Raw genomic sequence first — 20392 nt, 5'->3', positions numbered from 1 at the left:
ATAGCCATCATTTAATACGTGGCGTTAGAGAGAACAATAGACCGCGTCCAACTGAGTAGGATGGAGTGGAGACAAATAACAGAGAATTTCGCTCTCTAAATATTATGACCACAAGATCACGATATTTATCATATGGACATGAAAAAATGTGATAAATATCACATAAAATAGCTGATTAATCGCTATCAATGTAGGGTATGGAATGAATAAAAATCGCCGTAAATTTTCATCCGATGCGGAGGAAATATAAAACCCCAAAAGCATCGAGATATTAATCCGGTATATTGGGGCTGGTGATAAATAAACTTTCATCATGGCAATACACGCATTTTTTCATTCCAGGCCGTTGTTGTAATGAAAACGCCTTCATGAACTCTTTCACATATTTAAGTCACTGCCACATTTTGCTGCCCTTTAAAGCACCAGTCCGCGCCGATTTTGGGGTTAAGGTCAATATTCACTTCGATGACCTTTCGTGTAAGACCACCAATATTGACCCCAGATTAAGCTGGGTTTTTTACCTTTATTTGCAACCGGACGTAACGATATTATCTGGCTTATATTCATGAATAATTTCCCAGACGCTGTTAAGCTGAACTTTCAGTGCTTCCCTGCCGATAATGCCATTTTCTACAGAGAGGGCTCGGCGGGTTCCTGAATAGCAAATAAAATAACCCAATGAGATAGGCAGTAAATTGCTGGATGAGATAGGATCTTGACCTGATAAACACTAAATTAACCTTATCAATCTATTACCAATAAGAAGGCATTATGTGGTTTTCCAGATTTAAACTGGCTTTTATCGCACTTTTACTTCCCTGGTTGCTAACGGTAGCAACACAAATGGCGGGAAGAATCTATCTTCTCTTAACTTATGGCAGTTATCAGCTCTTCATTGACTCTACTCAAGACGTGGAACGAATGTTCTGGATCGGCGGATTGTTTGATATTCGTATTGCCAGTCTGCTGTTTGTGCCTTGTCTGCTGATTGCTAGCTTATTTGCCATTAATAAAAACAGCTTCAACATATGGCAACACGCCTATCCGTGGTTGGCAACAACACTCAATACCGTAGTCGGGGCTTTGACGGTAAGTAATGTTTACTACTATGCCACTTATGAACGGTCGTTCGATATTTTCATCTTCGGCTTAGTGGAAGATGATACGCAAGCCGTGCTGCACACCCTATGGAACGACTATCCCGTGATTGAAAGTTTGCTCTGTTTAGCGCTGTTCGCAATGACTGTTTTCTGGCTCTGTCTGCTCTGGCAACGCTACCTTATTTCACGCACAGAGCGCAAAACCAGTCTGCCGGTTTCTGCGATGGCGACGTTGGTTATTTTGACTGTCTGTTTCATTGGCATGCGTGGCTCCATAGGCACCTTTCCACTACGTCAGTCCAATACACAAGTTTCAGAAGTCAAAATACTTAATATGCTGACACCTAATGGCCCAATGGCACTGAATTGGGCGTTTAATGATCATTACAAAAACAGCCACTTCCCAGAAGCAACAGATGCACAAGGTAGCTGGTTATTAAACCATTTTCTAGAGAAGCCAACCCCCGCAAATCTGTCACCGTTTATGGCTAAAACTGCCGATAATCCCACCGCTCAAAAAAATCCGCCTCATGTAATATTTAACGTCATGGAGAGTATGGGTTATCACCTACAAAGTTTGGATCGCCCAGATCTTGATGTTTTTGGCGCTCTACGCCAGCACTGGCAAAACGACTGGCGTTTTGAACGTTTCATTTCTGAAGGAGATGGCACCATTGATAGTTTAAGCCGTTTCTTGATCCGCAGCCCAAACAGCGCAGTCAGTCAATCCACCGCGCAGCATCTCGATTTCACCAGCAATATGTTCAAACCCTATCTGGCGAATGGTTACAAAATTATCTTCGTCACATCCGGTAACGGAGCATGGCGTAATTTGAATCAGTTCTTGCCAAACTTGGGCGTTAGTGAATTCATCGATCAGAATGGGCTGAAAAAACGCTATCCAGAAGCCCAATTTGGTACTTGGGGTGTGCCTGATGAGTTTATGTTCCGTTATATTAAAGATCGCCTGATTCAGGCAGAAAAGAACGGGGAACATGTTCTGATTATGTCATTGTCTACTACCCATCACCCACCGTATAAATCGCCGGCAGGTTATCAGAAAACCGACATCAAGCTGAGTGATACCGAGAAACAACGTTTAAGTCATTTGGCTAGTGGTAGTGAGTTACAAGAGGTTTTTCATACCCTGCGTTACGCCAATGATCAATTAGGACAATTTATTAGTTGGGTAAAATCTCAGTCATTGGCTTCCCATACCATTATTGCGGCAACCGGTGACCATAATATTCGAGGTATCAGTTATCCAGATGCTCATGAGTTGGCAATCGGCCACGGTGTACCGTTTTATCTCTACGTGCCGCCCGCTTATCGCCAAAACGCAACTTTTGATGCTACCAGAGTCGGCAGTCATAAAGACATTTGGCCAACCCTCTACCATTTGAGCTTGTCACATACAGCTTATTACCGTACCGGCTGTAATTTGCTGGCTGAACATCTAGACCCTATCTGGTGTCAAGGATATAACCCGGAAGTCACTATTACACAGCAAGGAGCTTATGTCATGATAGGCAAAGGTGAATTTCGACCGTGGGCAAATCAAACAGGATTATTACTCGGTGACCCCCAGCCAATGACAGCAGACCAAACCAAACAGTTCAAACGTTGGCAGGCATTTACCGATCTCCTGTCATGGCAATTAAATCGTCAAGTTCACCACCAGCAATAATTGATACTTCCGTGAATCCCTTTAATCTCAATCTATTAAAGGGATTCACATTGAGAATATTGCGATTAGCCTTTTACTCCCCCGGCGGTCAAACCACTGACCAACCAGCGCTGAGCAACCAAGAAGACGATGGTAATCGGGAGTGCCGAGAGCACAGCAGCGGCGGCAAAATCTCCCCAAAGATAGTTCTGTGGGTTAAGGTACTGCTGCATGCCCACCGCCAAAGTGTAATTGTTCACATCTCGCAAAAGCAGTGAGGCAACAGGCACTTCCGTAATCACACCAATGAAGGAAAGAATGAATACCACTGCCAGAATCGGTACCGAAAGCGGTAGCAGCACCATACGGAAAGCTTGCCACGGTGTCGCGCCATCAAGCGCGGCAGCCTCTTCCAGAGAACCGTCAATAGTTTCAAAATAACCTTTAATCGTCCAGACATGCAACGCAATGCCCCCCAAGTAAGCAAAAATCACACCACCGTGGGTATTAAGGCCAATAAACGGTACATATTCCCCTAGTCGATCAAACAAAGCATACAGCGCCACCAAGGAAAGTACCGCCGGGAACATCTGAAAAATGAGCATGCCTTTCAGTAAAGTACTTTTACCGCGAAAATGCATACGGGCAAAAGCATAAGCACAAGTCGTTGATAAGGTAACGATACCTACAGCGGTAATAAAGGCCACCTTAACAGAGTTCCAGAGCCATAGCATAACCGGGAAAGGTGGCGGAGTAACACGGCCATCCGGTGATACCACACTGTAACCCAGTGCCAATTTCCAATGTTCCCAAGAGATATTTTCCGGGATCAAACTCCCCGTAGCAAAGTTCCCCGGCCGCAGGGAGATAGTAATAACCATCAGTAGAGGGAATAAGATCATGGCAATAAAGGTAAACATCAACAAATGTGTCGCTAACAAACGCCATTTCTGTGATTTGGGTTGAACCATTGCCATTGCATTCCTTCCTTAGTCAAATTTAATACGGGTAGCTTTCAGGTTAATAACCGCCAGTGCACCAACCAACAAAAAGATCACTGTCGCAATCGCCGCAGCCAAGCCAAAGTCCTGCCCACTACTGCCGTCGAAAGCAATACGGTAAGTGTAACTCACCAGTAAATCGGTATAGCCTGCCGGCGTCGTGGTGCCAATGCGATCTGGTCCACCAAGGGTTAACAACTGAATCAGAACAAAGTTGTTAAAGTTAAAGGCAAAGCTGGCAATCATCAGCGGCGTCAATGGTTTTATCAACAACGGGAAAGTAATCTTAAAAAAGTTCTGAAACGGCCCTGCGCCATCCATTGCCGATGCTTCATACAGATCATCGGGTATTGCCTTCAACAACCCCATGCAGAGGATCATCATGTAGGGATATCCAAGCCAGGCATTCACTACAATCAGCATGGTTCGCGCCATCGTTGGATCGGTAAACCAAGCCGGTTTAAGACCGAATAGACCGTTAAGCAACAGATTGATCTCACCAAAACTTTGGTTAAACAACCCCTTGAAAATCAAAATAGAAATAAACGATGGTACTGCATAGGGTAAGATCAACAACACGCGATAAACAGCACGACCTTTCAGCGCTTCCCACTGCACGATGCAAGCCAAAACCATGCCAACAGCAACTGTCAGCACCACAGTGAACAGAGAAAACACAACTGTCCAAACGAAAATAGCGAGGAATGGTTTCTGAATACCTTCATCCTGTATCACCCGCAGGAAATTTTTCCAGCCGATGGTAACAGTAAATCCTGGCGTCAAAGTCTCATTACCCCATGTTCCCTCAGCATTGACAGATTGATAGAAACCGGTATCGGTATTGGGGCGATAAAGCGTACCTGTTTGATTGTCGGTGAGGGACTCACCATCTTCCTCAAGAGAGTATTGAGGGTGCACTCCAGAGAATTGACGTAGCGAACTCATTTTCAGCCGGTTACCATCCGGTAAAACAACAACCAACTGGTTCAATGCCTGTCGATTCTGGGTAATAATGCGCAATGTCGCTGCTTCACCGTTCTCAAGATTATCCTGCTCATACACATGCAGAGTCGTCTCTTCCATTGCTGACAGCGAAAACGGTTCGGACACTAGTTGCTTCGTTTGGCTCGGTATACTCAGTGCCAAAACCCACAAATCCGATTTTGGATAGAGCTTAAAAGTCAATGCTTGCCCTGACTGATACTGACGGCTCATCAGGACAGATTGTGCGCGTTCAAAAGTCAGTTGATTGATACTACTATAGTTGGTGAAGGCGATAGCAATGGTGCAAATGAGCGGAAACAGTACAAACAATCCCATTCCTGCTACGCCCGGATAGGTATAGCGCCAAGCATAAGTATTGCGGTTGGAAAAAACATAAATCCCTGTACTTAACAATACCAACGTCAGCATTGCGAATAGATACTCTCCCTGTGAGTACATCAATACCACCAAATAACCGGTAAAGAGTACACACAAGCTCACTGCAAACCATTTCAGAGCAGAATGCTGCCACCATGATGTTTTTTCGAGCGTCGCTGACATAATGCTCTTCCTTTTTACTACGACATAACAGCTTTGCGGATAGCTTAATCAATCTTCCTGCAAACAGGCATCCTTACTGGTTGCAGGAAAGAGAACTCCTTCAAAAAAGAGTTCTCACAGGTTACTTAGTTATACGGGTTTCTGCATCACTTAGTGCGGCATCAACGGTCTGACGGCCAGCCAACGCATTAACCACAGCGTTGCGCATGGCATACCAAAAACCGCTCATTTGTGAGACGTTTGGCATGATTTCGCCGTTTTTAGCATTTTCCATCGTGGCAGCAATACGTGGGTCCTTAGCCAGAATATCGTGATAGGATTTCAATGACACTGCCCCCAACGGCTTATCCCGATTCACCATCTCCAGACCTTCGTTAGTCAGCAAGTAGTTTTCCAAGAACTCCTTCGCTAGCTCTTTATTTGGGCTGGCAGTATTGATACCTGCCGTCAATACACCAACAAACGGCTTAGATGGATGGCCTTTAAAAGTCGGCAACAACGCCACACCGTAATTTACCTTGCTCTTGTCGATATTGGCCCACGCCCACGGACCGTTGATGGTCATCGCCGTTTCACCTTTGTTGAACGCCGCCTCAGCAATGGAATAGTCAGTATCTACATTTAGATGCTTATTTCTCACCAAATCTATAATGAAACGCAGCCCTGCTTTGGAACCCGCATTATTCACTCCGACGTTCTTCACATCATATGAGCCGTTTTCCATCTTGAAAGCATATCCTCCGTCCGCGGCAATCAACGGCCAAGAGAAATATGGCTCTTGCAGATTAAACATAATAGCGCTTTTGCCTTTGCTCTTCAGTTCCTTATCCAGAGCGGGGATCTCTTCCCAAGTTTTTGGTGGCGTCTTCACCAAATCTTTATTGTAGATAAGAGAGAGGGCTTCAACCGCGATAGGGTAACCAACCAGTTTACCGTCGTAGCGCACAGCATCCCAGGTAAACGGGAATAGCTTATCTTTGAAGCTCTGATCCGGCGTGATTTCTGTCACCAGACCAGACTGTGCGTAACCGCCAAAGCGATCATGAGCCCAGAAAATAATATCCGGCCCATCGCCGGTTGCTGCAACCTGTGAATACTTCTCTGCAAGCTTGTCTGGATGCTCAACCGTAACATTGACACCCGTATCTTTCTCAAACTTCTCACCAACTTGTGCCAGGCCATTGTAGCCTTTATCACCGTTGATCCAGATAACTAGCTTACCTTCCTCTATTTTTGCAAAAGCAGAGGCAGATAACACCAGCGTGGCTAAAACAGAAAGCGCTAAGGTACGGGCGCCTACTTTTAAGGTTGTTTTTATCATCATTCCGTCCTTATAGTTTAAGTAGGTTCAGAGTGAACTGTTTTGTTACATTGGCGGAGAGTGCTGATCTAGTGTGCAATTAACAATGGAAAGACTCATCCTCCCCTACTCTACTCCCTGCCCGGAATGGTTGTGATCTCTATTACAAAAACAGAAGAAGCGTGCCGTTGACCACAAAAAGGGGCATCTTTTTTTGCGATAAATATCACAATTTATCCAGTAGCTCATACCTAACCAGCTCAACAACGCTTATTTCATCCTCCTAGCGCCTCCCCCATAAAAAACTTGGGTATGGAGGATTTACTCACCCGCCATCTTAAACACACTCTGGTTTATCATTTTTCACCGCGAATTGCGGTGATAAGTCCGGGGGAACACATGTCGAGCGTCACATTACATAATGTATCGAAGGCTTATGGTGAAACTATTATTTCCAAGAACATCAACCTTGAGATACAAGAAGGCGAATTTATCGTTTTTGTCGGTCCATCAGGTTGTGGAAAATCGACAATATTAAGGATGATTGCGGGTCTGGAAGATGTGACTTCCGGTGATTTGCTGATCAATAACATTCGAATGAACGATGTGCCTCCCGCCAAACGCGGCGTTGGGATGGTTTTTCAGTCTTATGCCCTGTATCCCCACCTGTCTGTTGCAGACAATATGTCATTTGGCATGAAGCTGGCTGGCGCCAAAAAAAGTGATATTCAGCAACGGGTAAAGCAAATTGCCGAGATGCTCCAACTCGCTCACCTGCTTGATCGCCGCCCTAAAGCCCTATCAGGTGGGCAACGTCAACGCGTTGCTATTGGCCGTACTCTGGTCGCTGAACCCAGTGTTTTTCTGTTAGACGAACCTCTTTCCAACCTGGACGCCGCGCTGCGGGTCCAAATGCGCATTGAAATCTCACGCCTGCACAAACGATTGCAACGTACGATGATTTATGTCACCCACGATCAGGTTGAAGCGATGACGCTGGCCGACAGAATCGTGGTACTGGATGGTGGAGATGTTGCCCAGATTGGCAAACCTCTTGAACTTTACCATTACCCGGTTAATCGCTTTGTTGCCAGCTTTATTGGTTCACCCAAAATGAATTTCCTGCCAGTTAAAGTCACGGCTACCGCTATTGATCAGGTACAGATTACTCTGCCCAACCAACAACAAATCTGGCTGCCCGTAGAAAGCAAGGGGGTAAAAGTAGGCAGTAATGTCTCTCTAGGGATACGTCCTGAACACCTCCTGCCAAGTGATATCGCTGATGTCACGTTGGAAGGCATAGTGCAGGTTGTCGAGCAGTTAGGCAATGAAACCCAGGTTCACATTGAAATCCCGGCCATTCATCAAAATCTGGTTTACCGCCAGCCTGATGTTGTGCTGGTGGAAGAAGGGTCCACCTTCACCATCGGGCTACCCCCTCACCGCTGCCATTTATTCCGGGAAGACGGAACGGCATGCCAACGTCTGCATGAAGAACCCGGGGTTTAAGCCTGAGCTAATCAAAAAACGACAGGAGAATACTTGATGAAATCAATGCGTATATTACCTATCTCACTAACCATTATGGCCGGATTACTGTCTATTCAAGCGTCAGCCGTAGAATTCCACGGCTACGCCCGTTCTGGTATTGGTTGGACCGGTAGCGGCGGTGAGCAACAGTGTTTCCAAAGCACTGGCGCACAGAGCAAATACCGTTTAGGTAATGAATGTGAAACCTATGCTGAGCTTAAGCTAGGCCAAGAGCTATGGAAGGATGGCAATAAGAGTTTCTACTTCGATACCAACGTGGCTTATTCTGTGGCGCAAAAAAATGATTGGGAATCCACCGACCCTGCGTTCCGTGAGGTGAATGTTCAAGCGAAGAACGTCATCGACTGGTTACCCGGTTCAACATTATGGGCAGGTAAACGCTTCTACCAGCGCCATGACGTGCATATGATTGACTTCTACTACTGGGATATCTCTGGTCCGGGGGCGGGCTTGCAAGATATTGATCTCGGCTTTAGTAAGCTCTCTCTGGCCGTCACCCGTAACACTGAATCTGGTGGCTCTTATGGCTGGATTGCTGGTCAGCGCAAAGAAATTCCCACCTCCAATGATGTCTACGATATACGTCTATCCGGCTTGGAGGTTAACCCAGGCGGTAATCTGGAACTTGGTTTTGACTATGGGCGTGCCAATGCACGAGACCACTACCAGCTTGACCGTCATGCTTCCAAAGATGGTTTCATGTTTACCGCCGAACATACACAGAGCATGTTAGGGGGCTTCAACAAATTTGTCGTACAGTACGCGACAGATTCCATGACTTCCTCCAATAGCGGTCATTCTGAAGGCGCCAGCGTAAACAATGACGGTTATATGCTACGTATTCTGAATCATGGCGCGATTAATCTCGCAGAAAAATGGGATCTCATGTACGTAGCGATGTATCAGGATACTGACCGTGACAACAACAATGGCAACACATGGTATACGGTTGGTGTACGTCCAATGTACAAATGGACGCCCACGATGAGCACCCTGCTGGACATTGGCTATGATAACGTCAAATCCCAACGTACTCATGACACCAATGATCAGTACAAAATCACTCTAGCCCAACAATGGCAGGCAGGTGACAGCATTTGGTCGCGTCCGGCCATTCGCCTGTTCGTCACTTATGCAAAATGGGATGAAAAATGGGGTAATGCGAACAAAAAAGACGGTTACATCGATGGAATGGCCTACCGTGATACCGCAACGCATAAATTCAGCCGTGGTGACGATGATGAATTTACCTTTGGCGCCCAATTCGAAGCTTGGTGGTAATCCGGTTACAACGATTTGATCTCAGATCAAATGATTTGTAATGGTTAACGCCTTTTGGACTGATATACCTCTTGACCGTGGGTATCAGTCTCTTTTTTTCAACCGAACAAGGGTAAGAGATGAAAACCAAACTGCTCTCATTTTGTCTTAGTGCTTTACTCTGTAGCGCAGCTCCTCTGATAAGCTATGCAACACCTATCACTACAACAACTCAAGCAACCACGACACAGGACACTATTGTCCCTTCTCTCTCAACAACAGCATTACAAAAACTGAGCTGGCAACCGATTAATACCAGCGATACACAGACCATTATCCTCAATGCCATGTCGCAGCATCTTAATGAGGGAGATATTCAAGGGCCGATAGCGGCATTCTCGCTGCCGGCAAACCGAGGCTCTCTGGATATTACCCTGAGCAGTTTAGTGCAAGATAAACAAGTTTACGTACCAAATGTTTTAGTACTGGATCAAGGGTTACGCCCTGCCGCATTTTACCCGAGCAGTTATTTCCCCTATGAACGTCCGGGTGTCATGTCCACCGATCGGCTGGAAGGCAAACTAAAACTGACGCCAGCACTAGGGCAACAACAAATTTACATACTGGTCTACACCACCCGTACCGATTTGCAGAAATCCACACAAATGGTTGATCCCGCCAAAGCTTACGCTCAAGGCGTCGGTAATGCTGTTCCCGAGATTCCCGATCCCGTTGCCCGCCATACGCAAACCGGCACGTTGAAGTTAAAAGTAAAATCAGAACAAAACGCTGGCAATATTACGATTGGTCAAGTCTTCTCAAGTCCGGCACAAGAACCGATCATTGTCGGGCCAACACAAGCCACCGTAACGCCACCTATTCCGCAAAAAGTCAAACCGGTCCTGAATGATACAGAACGTTATTTCAGTGATGCAATTAAAAAGGAAATTAATAATGGCAATATTGAGAAGGCCCTTAATCTTCTGGATGAAGCGGAACGCCTTGGATCTTCAACTGCACGAGAAACGTTTATCAATAGTGTCAAAAACAAGGGGTAAACCAGACATTAATTCATTCAATACAAATGCTCTCCGAAAAGGAGGGCATTGGGCCTAACTCCTTTTTACACACATCCCCCGGAAATGGGGTTTTATGTATACAAATAATTGTCATGATGGATATCTATACACAAAACACCCTTTAAAGGGGTTTTAGAGTAAAGATAATAAAATGGATAGACTCACAGCAATTAACAAATTAGATGAGTTCAGCAAAATGGGAAGAGCCATTTTCCTTTTACAGGATTTGGAAATCATCTTTGCTGACGAGACTTCTCGGACATTGCAAAAATCTATTGATCGCCTCATCAAAGCCGGACTGTTACTTCGCATTACCAAAGGGGTTTATGTCTATACGCGAGCCAGCATGGGAAGCTATCCCCTGGAGACTATCGCCAAAAATATCCGACGAGGCGAATATAATTACATCAGCCTAGAGTCAGCTTTATCTCAATATGGGTTCATCTCACAAATCCCAATCGACCGCCTGACAATCATGTCTACTGGCAGAGTTGGAGAGTTTAAAACACCGTGGGGAGTCATTGAAATCACCCACACCAGCAGAGAGCCTAGCGAAATTCTGAAGGCAACGTTAGAAAGCCGTGGCCCCCTGCGTATCGCAAAAAAAGAGACTGCTCTGCGTGACCAAAAAAGAGTGGGGAGGAATATGCATTTAGTTCAGCTGGAGGAACTCAACTATGTCTAACCAAGTTAACTTTAACGCCATTGTCGATGAAGTCATTGAACAGGACAGACTGGCAAACCTAAGGCCAGTTGTAGAAAAAGAACTGTTGCATTATGACATCCTGTTTTGTCTTTCTAAGGACGGTTTACTCAAGGAGATTACCTTTCAGGATGGTACATCGCTAAGGCTCTGCTACGGCTCTAACCGATTTAGCGAAGATCTGGGTTTTGCTGGTGGGCGTGGTTTCTGTTCGGCTGATTTGAGTAGAATCAAAGAATGTATCGAGAAATACCTGGGTGTACGATATGGGCTTGAGGTCACGGTAAAGGAACCAAATGAACTACGAAACAAACCGGAGTATGCAGAAGTAAAAGTGGATAAATGGCAAATATCCGTCACTACTGCGCCTGAACGTAAAGACCTGCCAAAACAGCGCATAAAAATAGAAATCGCCAATATTCCTGCGTATACAAACACCCCCCGTTCATTGACGAGAAATTATTCGGTGTTACCCGACGGATATGCTGATGTCCCTGTGTCTGTCGAAACCCTGCCTGAAATCATGGCCGATAAGCTGATAGCATTCCCTGCTGCTACATCTCACATTCGATACCGCGATATGTGGGATTTATTATGGTTAAGCCAGCAAAATACAACACCAGACATAGAACTCATTAAAAGAAAAGTATCAGATTATCATCTTGATAACTTTGAAGAATTGCTTCAAGCCAGAATCGACTCGATTGAAATTATTGTTGCTTCTGGTCACTTTCACAACGAAATGAGACGATTTATACCCGCACCTATATACGACAGAAGTGTAGGACAAGAGGCATTTTCCACCTATTTAACGACGAGCCTAAAAGACGTTGTTAACCACTGTGAAGAAGGGCCTGTATTCTTCAGGAGATAACTCCATTCCATTCAAGTTATAACGATTACATCTATTTTATGGCTGCTCTGGCACCCTAGATTAAAATACCGCATTGCTGCCACTGAGCCGTTTGCGATGAATGCGACTTAAAGGTTCCTTCTATTTCCTCTGTTTGTTGAATCAGTATCAGCCAGTCTTCATAGAGTTGTTTCAAAACCCTGCGTGCAATAGCAGTTAATCCATTATTTACATCCTCAAGTGCTTCAGGCAGCGGAGCGTTGCGGAAAAATGATGCCATATTCTGCTGCCAATCCTCCGATTTGACTAGAGATAGATAGCAACGCGTTTTTGAACTAATAACTGTCGTACATTAGATCTGAGCTAATACAGGTAAAGCCTTAATGATTCTTAACAGGAAATTATCTTCATAAAGAAAGGCAATAGAATTTTTTATTGCTTGGTGATCTCTTATTTTACATTCATCAATAATGAGTTGTAATTTTTTAGATAACTCAAGAATACTACCTAACTTATAAAGCTCACCATTAAAATCATTAATAATATCACTCGGACCACATTGACAATCTGAACTTATACAATAGATACCATAAGATATTGCTTCCGCTAATACCATGCCAAAACCTTCATATTTTGATGTTAAAATAAAAGCTGATACCTCTTTTATATTATCCATCACAAATTCCCAAGGCTGATCTTGCCAACCGTGCCAAATAATATTGTTATTTATATTGAGTTGCGAAGATAATTCTTTCAAATAACCCTCATCTTCACCAGAACCTATTATATGTAACTCCCAATGACCATGCAATTGTGAAAGAGCTAAAAGTAGTTCAGTTAAATTTTTTGACTTATAGGCAAGAATTCTTCCAACATATAAGAATCTAGCTATGTGTTTTGGTTGAGGAATTATAAAGGGATTCATCTTGATAGGATTGAAAATAAGATGAAGCTTCTCTGTTTTTATTCCAAAGGATAACATTTGATCTCTTAAGCCAGAACTGATGACAAGGTGCTCGTCGGCACAGAATAAATCTTTAATTTTCTGTGGGGTAGGATTTCTAATGGATGTATGCAGCCAAGAATAAGTTTTTACCGGGAAATTAATCTTTTCACAAGAAAGTCGAGCAATATTACAAGATGTTGTGTCTAAACTTATTAGAATCTCGGGGTGAAATGTTTCTAATATCAAGGACAGTTCACATGCTATATCCTGGCGAGACTTATCATTGCTTGATGCTAAGGAGATATGTTGGGTATTAGATAGCCAAGCACGATTTTCAACTCTATTTTTCTCATTTAGAGATATGAAAATGAAATCAATTTCAATGTTGGCACGGCCAATCAGACTTATTAAATTAAAACATACCGTTTCTACCCCACCATATCCATTCAAAAAAAGATCATGGTATATTATGAATATCTTTTTCATTACAAATCCTTTATTGAATTAACCAAAAACGCTCTTGAACTTTTATTTCATTAATAGTTCCATGATATTTCTCTAATGAAATCAAAATATTTTCTTTATTATCAAACAAAGGTTCTAATTGAGACTCATAAAATAGGATGTTTTGCGCTTTTTCTTTTAAATCAATATCCACCAATATGGCACATTTATCAAATTTGTTATTTCTTAATAAAGCATTTTCCAAACTATCAGGGTTAACAATAGGATATTCACCTAAAACATAAGGGAAATCTTCATAAAGTAATATTTTTAACTTACGTGAACCTTTTATATTATTTACAAGATTATTTATTATGATGTGGTCTACATGTCGACCTATTCCCAAAGGGGCATATATATAATCAGGTTGATAATTTAATAATGTTTTGTCGATGAGATCTTGAGCCATATCGGATGCATCATCCGATTTATGTATCTGACCACTATAAATCATGGCGGAATTTTTATATATAGGTTCACCATATTGATCGGCTCTGTAAATGCAATCTAAAATTTTACCATGTATTGGAATCGCTGATAATTTATTGCAAAAAGCAATATCCTCATTAACTCGCTTTGAATAAAGTTTTATAAATGAATACATATTATCATTATGTGCAGAATGTGAATAATGAGATGTAATATTTTCGTCATATTCAGTAAAAAATGTTAAAACAACCACCTTTTGATTTTCTGAAACTAATTTATGTATTAAACCGCCAGCGCTTAAAGCTACATCATCTAAATGAGGTGATAGAAATAGATGTATCATTTTAAATCTCCATGCAAAAGTTATTATATTTTATTTCCATAAGTACTATATAAATAGCGGCGAGATCAATGCGTATCCCATCCCTGTTTTTTATAAAATCTGAGTTGTCAATGTTTGGCTTTTCTTGGAATTGAACTCTTTCATCATGGGCATAAAATTCTTTCATTATATCAAACCAGCTAGCATGGATTCTTTTTGCTGCAACTTCTATTACGCTGTCACTGTGGCCTAATATTGTCATTAAATCAGAAAAAATAGTATCGTTGGTAGAAAGTAAGCTCTCATAATTAAAATTGTCAGACACAATATTATCATCATATAAATAAGTCTCTTTTATTACTTCCAATATAATACTCAGATCACTCTTTATTAACCTTTTCTCAAACTTCTTTTCTTTTTCAGTGAATGCTTGATAAGGTTTTAAAAAATTAACTTGTAAGTTGTACTCAATTTCAAGTTTTGTTATTGAGTCTTGCATAGCAGTTTTATTATCAACTAAATATTTTGCACACCATAAGTCGTGTATACAAGAGGCAAGAATATCTAAGTTATCATCCTGTTCCAAGAACATACATATTTCAGAAAATAATTTAATTTGTGAACTATTTAACTGGCAATGTAAAGTTCCATGACTAGGATTAAATATAAATGAAGCTTGCTTTAATCTTCTCTGAATCTCTTTGGTTAAATATGTTGAATTTAAATTAATTTTGCCATCCAGCAGTTTTTTATTATTTTCTTTACTCATGTCCTATCTCCTATTCTTTGTTCATTAACCTTATTTCTGTTGATGATATATCTAAGCGAAATAGCTTTTCTGGAATAGATTCAAATAGAAATCGATGTTCCTTGCTAATATTCATCAAATCATCAATTGTATGATATTTATTATTAAAAAAACGTCCAGCCACCAGAAATCTACAATTATTATTCTTAATTGTCATAAGAGATTTTTTTAATCCCTCCTCACCTCCATAATAAATAGGATTATTAATTTCTTGGCATAAATCAGCGCCAATGACAAAAATTGCCCCTTGGTAAATATGCGATTTTTCAGTAAAAATTTTAGCGTCACTTAAAACTATATCACCTTTCCCCTTAAATTGTCTTATCCTCTCGAAAATTTCATCGGTTGAAATGGTAAGTTTTACCGCATTCTTGATTGACAGTTCATAATAGGGTTTTCTTTTAGTCATCGCTGTAGCAATTTCTTTTAATTCTTCATGGCCTTTATGAAGTGGATTAAAAGAACCAGATAAAATTAAAGTATCTTTCCAGTCTATGTTTGTATTGTTAAAATCTCCGTTTCTATCAATATGTATATAATTCAATTTACCACTCATTAAATCGATTAGATAACGTTCATTCTTGTTAAGCATATTCATCTATACCCATCATCTTTCAAGTTGCCTCTTTGTTGGCTGCACTCACTCACCCCGGTCACATCGTTATCTATGCTCCCGGGGATTCGTTCCCTTGCCGTCGCGATCCATCTTGAAATCCATAGGGTATATATTCTCATATGCTATTGTTGTTAATTAAATGCATATCACTTCCTTATAAAATCATATATTTATTAAGTTATATCATTGTATTATTTACCAATGGTGATTAATGACATATTTTCATTCTTTTGAAATAAATATAAAATTAATTCCCCTAGTGATTTCCAAGCTATTTCTTATCGGTAACTTGTTGTTTTTTAATATTAAAATAATGAACTATAAATATTTTACTCGCAGCTTGCTTATTGCTAAATCACCAAAATTTCCTGAACTATTCTCATTAATTATCAGTATCTTCTTTATGATTTTCCTCAGTGATTTTAACTAAGGCAGATTTTATTCTCAAAATATCTTCCTTTGTATGCGACGTATCAAGGCTAACTCGAACAGCGCCATCAGGATAAGTTCCAAATTTTTTATGAGCTAACGGTGCGCATTGTAATCCGGGACGGGTAATAATATTGTATTTGTTTTCTAGTATATAAGAGACTTCTCCGGGATGATAACCTTCTACTGTAAAAAGAATTATTGGTAACCCGACTTTATGTTTGCAAATTAATTTAACCTTATTTAATTGTGATAACTCATCAATAAGAGTTGTACGCAAAGTTTGTAATTTATTTTGAATGTTCTCTATTCCAATTTTTTTTAAACGCCTTATAGACGCTAGCAATGAAAGTATGCCAATAGTGTTTTGAGTTCCTGATTCATATTTGTATGGTATTCCAGTTGGTTGTGTAGTTAATCTTGATAATACACCTGTCCCACCCTGGATTAATTCATTATGAGAAAATCCATTATCAAGAATAAAGTACCCCCCAATACCTGATACTCCTCCTAAACTTTTGTGTCCGCTAAAAACAAGGTAATCAATATTACCTTTCGATAAATCAATTGCTTGTGAACCAAAAGATTGAGAACCATCAACTAAAACCATCGCACCGTATAAATGTGCCAATTTTCCTATCTCATCTATATTACAAAATGTACCAATAGTATTAGAGCAACTATGAACCGCTAATAACTTAGTTTTCTTATTCTTTAATAAAAACTCCAAATGCGACATATCAATTTCACCCTCTGTCACATCGATAAATTGACTACTTACCCCAATATCTTTTAAATGGTTTATCGGCCTAAGTACTGAGTTATGTTCTAAATGGGTAGTAATGACATTATCACCCGGTTTAAGCGTACCTTTTATACATTCGTTGAGTGAATATGTGGCTCCTGAGTTAAAAATTACTGTCCCATGACCATTTAATTTTGTTTGTTCGATGAATTCGTGTCGGCACTCTTCAACGAGGTCCGTAACCTTTTTAGATTGTTGCGATAAAGAGCGCCCTGGAGTTACCCCAAGAGTGTCCAAATACATATTTATCATGTCCTTCACTTCTTGTGATTTTGGCCATGAAGTAGAAGCTACATCTGCATATAACATTATCCAATCTCCATATGGTTACTAAGATATAATTTGAATTTTTTAGCAGTCGCATCCATCTCATTTATTCCTTCATTATCTCTCCAATCGGATCTTTCAGGCACATTTAAATTATTTGCCAATACGGTCCTTATCATTCCTCTCTCAATAAAATCTGATTCACCTATCGTAAAAATATACTTATTACCACTATCTTCAACGTAAATATAGGGACCAGCCTCACCGAACATCTTAAGTTCATCCAATGAGTCTATTGTATGTATTTTAAATTGATCCTTTAATTTATTATGAAGATCAATCTCGGTAGGGAAACAACATAAATGTGCATGGTAACAATACTTTTGATTCGGGTCCATGATGATACAACCACCGGCTCGTCCATTTTCATAGCAAAGAGGATTGCTTATATTGTAATATTCGAGATAAAAATCATTTATTATATCCTTAAACTGTTTCAGTTCTTTTATTACCTCTTCATCGTATATTTCTGCAAAGCAACGGTATCCCCCTAAATCAGTCTCACATTTATTGGTGGCAATTATTATATAGCCCTCAATTATCTGGCCTTTAGGTACGAACGCATAGAAATATTCTCCTTGTAAAAGTATTTTATCTTTTTCAAAGGAAGATTCTGGGTGACAAAAAATACAGCCCATTTTAAACTCCTCTTATCGTTTGTCGATTCTACTGATAAATATATCCTCATGACGCAAATTGAAGTTTTCTTCGGTATGCCAGGCAATCATCATGCTCAATTTATTTATAATACTATGTTTACTCAATCTACTTTGTAGCTCAGAATAAATAGGATTTGGTAAGATTATTCTGCATTTTGTCCTAATAGCAAGACAAGAATCAATCACAGATATAATTGTACCGGGAGCTGTATTTGATAAACCTATCACCTCTACCGTGGTATCATCAAAACCTAATATCGCGAGTTCTTTCCCAACAGTTAACAACTTAATATCACTGTAATGAGGACACTGCTTTGAGTAAGCAATCCAATTGTTATTTACTTCCCTGCCGAAAAAATTGATTTTATTAATATTATCTATTTCATTAAAATCTCTCAGGTCTACATTGACTTTAGTACATTCTTCTACTACTACTTCTGTAAAATCAAAAACGTTCACTCTGCTACAGATGTATTTTTCGAAAATTTTTGAATAACATTTGATCTTTCTTTCATCTGAGTAACAAACCGTCGCATCTACATCATTACTATGTGTTTGTTTAGCACTTTCTATTATCAAAGTTGGTGATTTTACACTTTCATCTATCCCAAAATCGCTAAGCATATTAATGGATACTCGTCTGTGTTTAAGAGTGAATTCACACTTTCTTGTTATAAGAATTGACAAGCATATATCGTTTCTTTTATAAAAAAATGCTTTTATCTCACTGGAAAGATGATACTTCTTTTCTTTCATATTTTTCCAAACGAAATAATCCAAGCTCCCTATATCACGCTTATAAAAATTATTTATTAGGATATAATTCTCTTCCGTTATATCTTCATAATTCAGGTTTACTCCATTCTCCATTATTTTGCCCCATTATTTTATATTGGCGACAATGGCTGCTCATTTTTAGTTTATATTCATTTACGAATATATGAATCATGAAATATTGTATTTTATGACCTGTATCATAATTTAAAGATCCAACAAGAGAAAAACTACGATTATTTATCCTGAAAAATTAAATTTAAGTCTTCATCAATCATGCAAGAATACGGATAAAAATAGGCACCTTAAAGAGAATAATCTTTCATAAATTCTATGTGATGGGACTTTAAATGAAATAATTATATTGACCAGCCCCTTGAATTAAATACGATGAGCTATTTCTGCATATCGAATAATATCCCTTACATAGCTAAGGTAATTTTGCCAATACCAAAGACTATTCCCCACCCGATTGAACACGAAGATTCCCACTTCATTGGCTGTCGCGCTCATGCTTGACAAGTCTGACACGAACCTCAGCGGGCAGAACGACGAGTTCTGCCGCTTTTACTGAAACAACGCCATAATATTTAAGGGTCATTATCAGACTGTTCCATTTTAGCAACAGTTGGTTGTTTGATCCCAAGCACAGCTGCCAGCTCAGTTTGTAAAACATCACGGGCCTTGCGGAACTGATAAAGCCCTATCTCCCGCTTCATTTCATCAACTTTTTTAGCAATCCTATAGCGGCTTTCAGGGCTGCGTTTTTCAAGCAATTCATCAAGTGTGGTCATACTCAGTTTTCCAAGATGGGCGGGGAATTAATTCACACGATTATTTTACCTCCTGCTTTTACAAGAATTTCATTAATAGGGTCAAAGTATGGAAGGAAGGGTTAGTAATGCCCTAACCCCATAGAACAGAGAATTACAACGTAATTTGTGGGTTCTGGATACCACAGGCTTGCGCATAGCGCACTAATGTTTCTATACTAGCTTTTGTTACATTATTTTCCATTTTCGTCACCGTTGGCGGCGTAACCCCCATTCTTTCCGCAACTTTTTTTATCTATATAGCATTTGACCTATATTGAGTAAAGAGTAGTTATGTGGGCTATTGAAACGATGATTCCGATTGCTGACCGTGAGTTCACGGCACATCTGGAAAAGCTAAAAAAGGAGTAAACACTATGGCAAGAACTCTTGATCAAATATTAGCAAATGAAAAGCCCGAAGTTGTTGCCAATGCACAAGCTGCGGCAACAGAGATGTTGCTAAACATCCATCTGGCAGAACTCCGTGAACGGGTACAAAAGACTCAAGGAGAAATAGCTCTGGCTCTTGGTATCAAGCAACCCACGGTTTCTGACATGGAGAAGTTTGGCCGCGACTTGAAACTGTCTTCCCTCAAACGTTACGTTGAGGCAACGGGTAGCAAGCTGCGTCTCGATATCGAGTTACCCGACGGTACCCACTACGGATTTTCCGTTTAACCACAAACGCTCCGGTAGCCCTCGCGGATATATTCAAGATCAATATCCGCATCGACTTTTTACGTGCCAGATGATTGTGAGGAACAAAGTCTTCAACCTTCATTCCGCACCTAATTCAGGAATAAACCGCTTTATATTGTGCGCCTAATAAATTCAAAAGCTCATGGTGGTAAGATTGCATTCCTGTCACCATTTTATGTTCTTGAAATTCAAAGGTGCTGAT

Annotated in this window: 20 protein-coding genes and 1 pseudogene; 7 read left to right on the top strand and 14 right to left on the bottom strand. The window is 40.6% G+C overall.

Annotation, left to right across the window (positions count from 1 at the left end):
- Positions 1-771: 771 nt before the first annotated feature.
- Positions 772-2787 (top strand): LTA synthase family protein, encoded by a 2016-nt coding sequence (locus AAC155_RS22755; protein WP_113044243.1) that lies wholly within the window; start codon positions 772-774, stop codon positions 2785-2787.
- A gap of 65 nt (positions 2788-2852) precedes the next feature.
- On the opposite strand, the gene malG is transcribed toward AAC155_RS22755, so the two are convergent.
- The 3 genes from malG to malE all read right to left on the bottom strand — a co-directional run bounded on the left by malG (position 2853) and on the right by malE (position 6633).
- Positions 2853-3743: a maltose ABC transporter permease MalG gene (malG, locus tag AAC155_RS22750; protein ID WP_011144846.1), complete on the bottom strand. Its 891-nt coding sequence runs from the start codon at positions 3741-3743 to the stop codon at positions 2853-2855.
- A 12-nt stretch (positions 3744-3755) separates the two neighbouring features.
- Positions 3756-5312 carry a maltose ABC transporter permease MalF gene (gene malF / locus AAC155_RS22745; RefSeq protein WP_113044242.1) on the bottom strand — a complete coding sequence of 519 codons (1557 nt, stop codon included), beginning with the start codon at positions 5310-5312 and terminating at the stop codon, positions 3756-3758.
- A 121-nt stretch (positions 5313-5433) separates the two neighbouring features.
- On the bottom strand, positions 5434-6633 hold the full coding sequence (malE, locus tag AAC155_RS22740; RefSeq protein ID WP_113044241.1) for a maltose/maltodextrin ABC transporter substrate-binding protein MalE: 1200 nt from the start codon (positions 6631-6633) through the stop codon (positions 5434-5436).
- Between the two features lie 378 nt (positions 6634-7011).
- On the opposite strand from malE, the gene malK reads away from it, so the two are divergent.
- The 5 genes from malK (at position 7012) to AAC155_RS22715 (ending at position 12079) form a co-directional block, all read left to right on the top strand.
- Positions 7012-8121, top strand: a complete 1110-nt coding sequence (malK, locus tag AAC155_RS22735) for a maltose/maltodextrin ABC transporter ATP-binding protein MalK (protein WP_112879315.1) — start codon at positions 7012-7014, stop codon at positions 8119-8121.
- A 36-nt stretch (positions 8122-8157) separates the two neighbouring features.
- Complete coding sequence (locus AAC155_RS22730) at positions 8158-9444, top strand: maltoporin (RefSeq protein ID WP_113044240.1); 1287 nt, start codon at positions 8158-8160, stop codon at positions 9442-9444.
- Between the two features lie 119 nt (positions 9445-9563).
- Positions 9564-10481: a maltose operon protein MalM gene (malM, locus tag AAC155_RS22725; RefSeq protein WP_113044239.1), complete on the top strand. Its 918-nt coding sequence runs from the start codon at positions 9564-9566 to the stop codon at positions 10479-10481.
- A 172-nt stretch (positions 10482-10653) separates the two neighbouring features.
- Positions 10654-11187 (top strand): type IV toxin-antitoxin system AbiEi family antitoxin, encoded by a 534-nt coding sequence (gene abiEi, locus AAC155_RS22720; RefSeq protein WP_113044238.1) that lies wholly within the window; start codon positions 10654-10656, stop codon positions 11185-11187.
- Entirely contained in the window at positions 11180-12079 is a 900-nt protein-coding gene (locus AAC155_RS22715) for a nucleotidyl transferase AbiEii/AbiGii toxin family protein (RefSeq protein ID WP_392392060.1), read from the top strand. The genes abiEi and AAC155_RS22715 overlap by 8 nt, the downstream gene beginning before the upstream one ends.
- 55 nt (positions 12080-12134) lie before the next feature.
- On the opposite strand, the gene AAC155_RS22710 is transcribed toward AAC155_RS22715, so the two are convergent.
- The 11 genes and pseudogenes from AAC155_RS22710 to AAC155_RS22660 all read right to left on the bottom strand — a co-directional run.
- Complete coding sequence (locus AAC155_RS22710; RefSeq protein WP_113044237.1) at positions 12135-12338, bottom strand: hypothetical protein; 204 nt, start codon at positions 12336-12338, stop codon at positions 12135-12137.
- 72 nt (positions 12339-12410) lie between these two features.
- Positions 12411-13490: a lipopolysaccharide 1,6-galactosyltransferase gene (waaB, locus tag AAC155_RS22705; RefSeq protein WP_113044236.1), complete on the bottom strand. Its 1080-nt coding sequence runs from the start codon at positions 13488-13490 to the stop codon at positions 12411-12413.
- Positions 13491-13500: 10 nt separating this feature from the next.
- Entirely contained in the window at positions 13501-14280 is a 780-nt protein-coding gene (locus AAC155_RS22700) for a PIG-L family deacetylase (RefSeq protein WP_113044235.1), read from the bottom strand.
- Between the two features lies 1 nt (position 14281).
- Positions 14282-15028: a hypothetical protein gene (locus tag AAC155_RS22695; protein WP_113044234.1), complete on the bottom strand. Its 747-nt coding sequence runs from the start codon at positions 15026-15028 to the stop codon at positions 14282-14284.
- Positions 15029-15038: 10 nt separating this feature from the next.
- Entirely contained in the window at positions 15039-15665 is a 627-nt protein-coding gene (locus AAC155_RS22690; protein WP_113044233.1) for a hypothetical protein, read from the bottom strand.
- Positions 15662-15802 (bottom strand): hypothetical protein, encoded by a 141-nt coding sequence (locus AAC155_RS22685; RefSeq protein ID WP_158536624.1) that lies wholly within the window; start codon positions 15800-15802, stop codon positions 15662-15664. Before AAC155_RS22685 ends, AAC155_RS22690 begins: the two co-directional genes overlap by 4 nt.
- Before the next feature lie 263 nt (positions 15803-16065).
- Positions 16066-17226, bottom strand: a complete 1161-nt coding sequence (locus AAC155_RS22680) for an aminotransferase class V-fold PLP-dependent enzyme (RefSeq protein WP_113044232.1) — start codon at positions 17224-17226, stop codon at positions 16066-16068.
- Positions 17226-17882, bottom strand: coding sequence for a hypothetical protein (locus AAC155_RS22675; RefSeq protein ID WP_113044231.1), 657 nt, complete (start codon positions 17880-17882; stop codon positions 17226-17228). Before AAC155_RS22675 ends, AAC155_RS22680 begins: the two co-directional genes overlap by 1 nt.
- 12 nt (positions 17883-17894) lie before the next feature.
- Positions 17895-18773 carry a hypothetical protein gene (locus AAC155_RS22670; protein ID WP_113044230.1) on the bottom strand — a complete coding sequence of 293 codons (879 nt, stop codon included), beginning with the start codon at positions 18771-18773 and terminating at the stop codon, positions 17895-17897.
- A gap of 494 nt (positions 18774-19267) precedes the next feature.
- Positions 19268-19471, bottom strand: a complete 204-nt coding sequence (locus AAC155_RS22665) for a helix-turn-helix domain-containing protein (RefSeq protein WP_113044229.1) — start codon at positions 19469-19471, stop codon at positions 19268-19270.
- Between the two features lie 133 nt (positions 19472-19604).
- Positions 19605-19739: pseudogene (locus tag AAC155_RS22660) on the bottom strand (helix-turn-helix domain-containing protein); the annotation flags it as partial.
- Positions 19740-19866: 127 nt separating this feature from the next.
- On the opposite strand from AAC155_RS22660, the gene AAC155_RS22655 reads away from it, so the two are divergent.
- A complete protein-coding gene (locus AAC155_RS22655) occupies positions 19867-20169 on the top strand; it encodes a helix-turn-helix domain-containing protein (RefSeq protein WP_113044228.1) in 303 nt (100 codons plus the stop codon).
- Positions 20170-20392 lie beyond the last annotated feature (223 nt).

Origin of the sequence: Photorhabdus sp. HUG-39 (genome assembly GCF_963878365.1) — a bacterium.
GTDB classification, from domain to species: Bacteria; Pseudomonadota; Gammaproteobacteria; order Enterobacterales; family Enterobacteriaceae; genus Photorhabdus; species Photorhabdus kayaii.
Note: the sequence above shows the minus strand (reverse complement) of the source record. Positions and strands in the feature narration are given on the sequence as shown.

Coding starts and splice junctions, on each gene's coding strand:
- AAC155_RS22755 (WP_113044243.1), top strand. CDS start 772: ATGTGGTTTTCCAGATTTAAACTGGCTTTTATCGCACTTTTACTTCCC.
- malG (WP_011144846.1), bottom strand. CDS start 3,743: ATGGCAATGGTTCAACCCAAATCACAGAAATGGCGTTTGTTAGCGACA.
- malF (WP_113044242.1), bottom strand. CDS start 5,312: ATGTCAGCGACGCTCGAAAAAACATCATGGTGGCAGCATTCTGCTCTG.
- malE (WP_113044241.1), bottom strand. CDS start 6,633: ATGATAAAAACAACCTTAAAAGTAGGCGCCCGTACCTTAGCGCTTTCT.
- malK (WP_112879315.1), top strand. CDS start 7,012: ATGTCGAGCGTCACATTACATAATGTATCGAAGGCTTATGGTGAAACT.
- AAC155_RS22730 (WP_113044240.1), top strand. CDS start 8,158: ATGAAATCAATGCGTATATTACCTATCTCACTAACCATTATGGCCGGA.
- malM (WP_113044239.1), top strand. CDS start 9,564: ATGAAAACCAAACTGCTCTCATTTTGTCTTAGTGCTTTACTCTGTAGC.
- abiEi (WP_113044238.1), top strand. CDS start 10,654: ATGGATAGACTCACAGCAATTAACAAATTAGATGAGTTCAGCAAAATG.
- AAC155_RS22715 (WP_392392060.1), top strand. CDS start 11,180: ATGTCTAACCAAGTTAACTTTAACGCCATTGTCGATGAAGTCATTGAA.
- AAC155_RS22710 (WP_113044237.1), bottom strand. CDS start 12,338: ATGGCATCATTTTTCCGCAACGCTCCGCTGCCTGAAGCACTTGAGGAT.
- waaB (WP_113044236.1), bottom strand. CDS start 13,490: ATGAAAAAGATATTCATAATATACCATGATCTTTTTTTGAATGGATAT.
- AAC155_RS22700 (WP_113044235.1), bottom strand. CDS start 14,280: ATGATACATCTATTTCTATCACCTCATTTAGATGATGTAGCTTTAAGC.
- AAC155_RS22695 (WP_113044234.1), bottom strand. CDS start 15,028: ATGAGTAAAGAAAATAATAAAAAACTGCTGGATGGCAAAATTAATTTA.
- AAC155_RS22690 (WP_113044233.1), bottom strand. CDS start 15,665: ATGAATATGCTTAACAAGAATGAACGTTATCTAATCGATTTAATGAGT.
- AAC155_RS22685 (WP_158536624.1), bottom strand. CDS start 15,802: ATGAGAATATATACCCTATGGATTTCAAGATGGATCGCGACGGCAAGG.
- AAC155_RS22680 (WP_113044232.1), bottom strand. CDS start 17,226: ATGTTATATGCAGATGTAGCTTCTACTTCATGGCCAAAATCACAAGAA.
- AAC155_RS22675 (WP_113044231.1), bottom strand. CDS start 17,882: ATGGGCTGTATTTTTTGTCACCCAGAATCTTCCTTTGAAAAAGATAAA.
- AAC155_RS22670 (WP_113044230.1), bottom strand. CDS start 18,773: ATGGAGAATGGAGTAAACCTGAATTATGAAGATATAACGGAAGAGAAT.
- AAC155_RS22665 (WP_113044229.1), bottom strand. CDS start 19,471: ATGACCACACTTGATGAATTGCTTGAAAAACGCAGCCCTGAAAGCCGC.
- AAC155_RS22655 (WP_113044228.1), top strand. CDS start 19,867: ATGGCAAGAACTCTTGATCAAATATTAGCAAATGAAAAGCCCGAAGTT.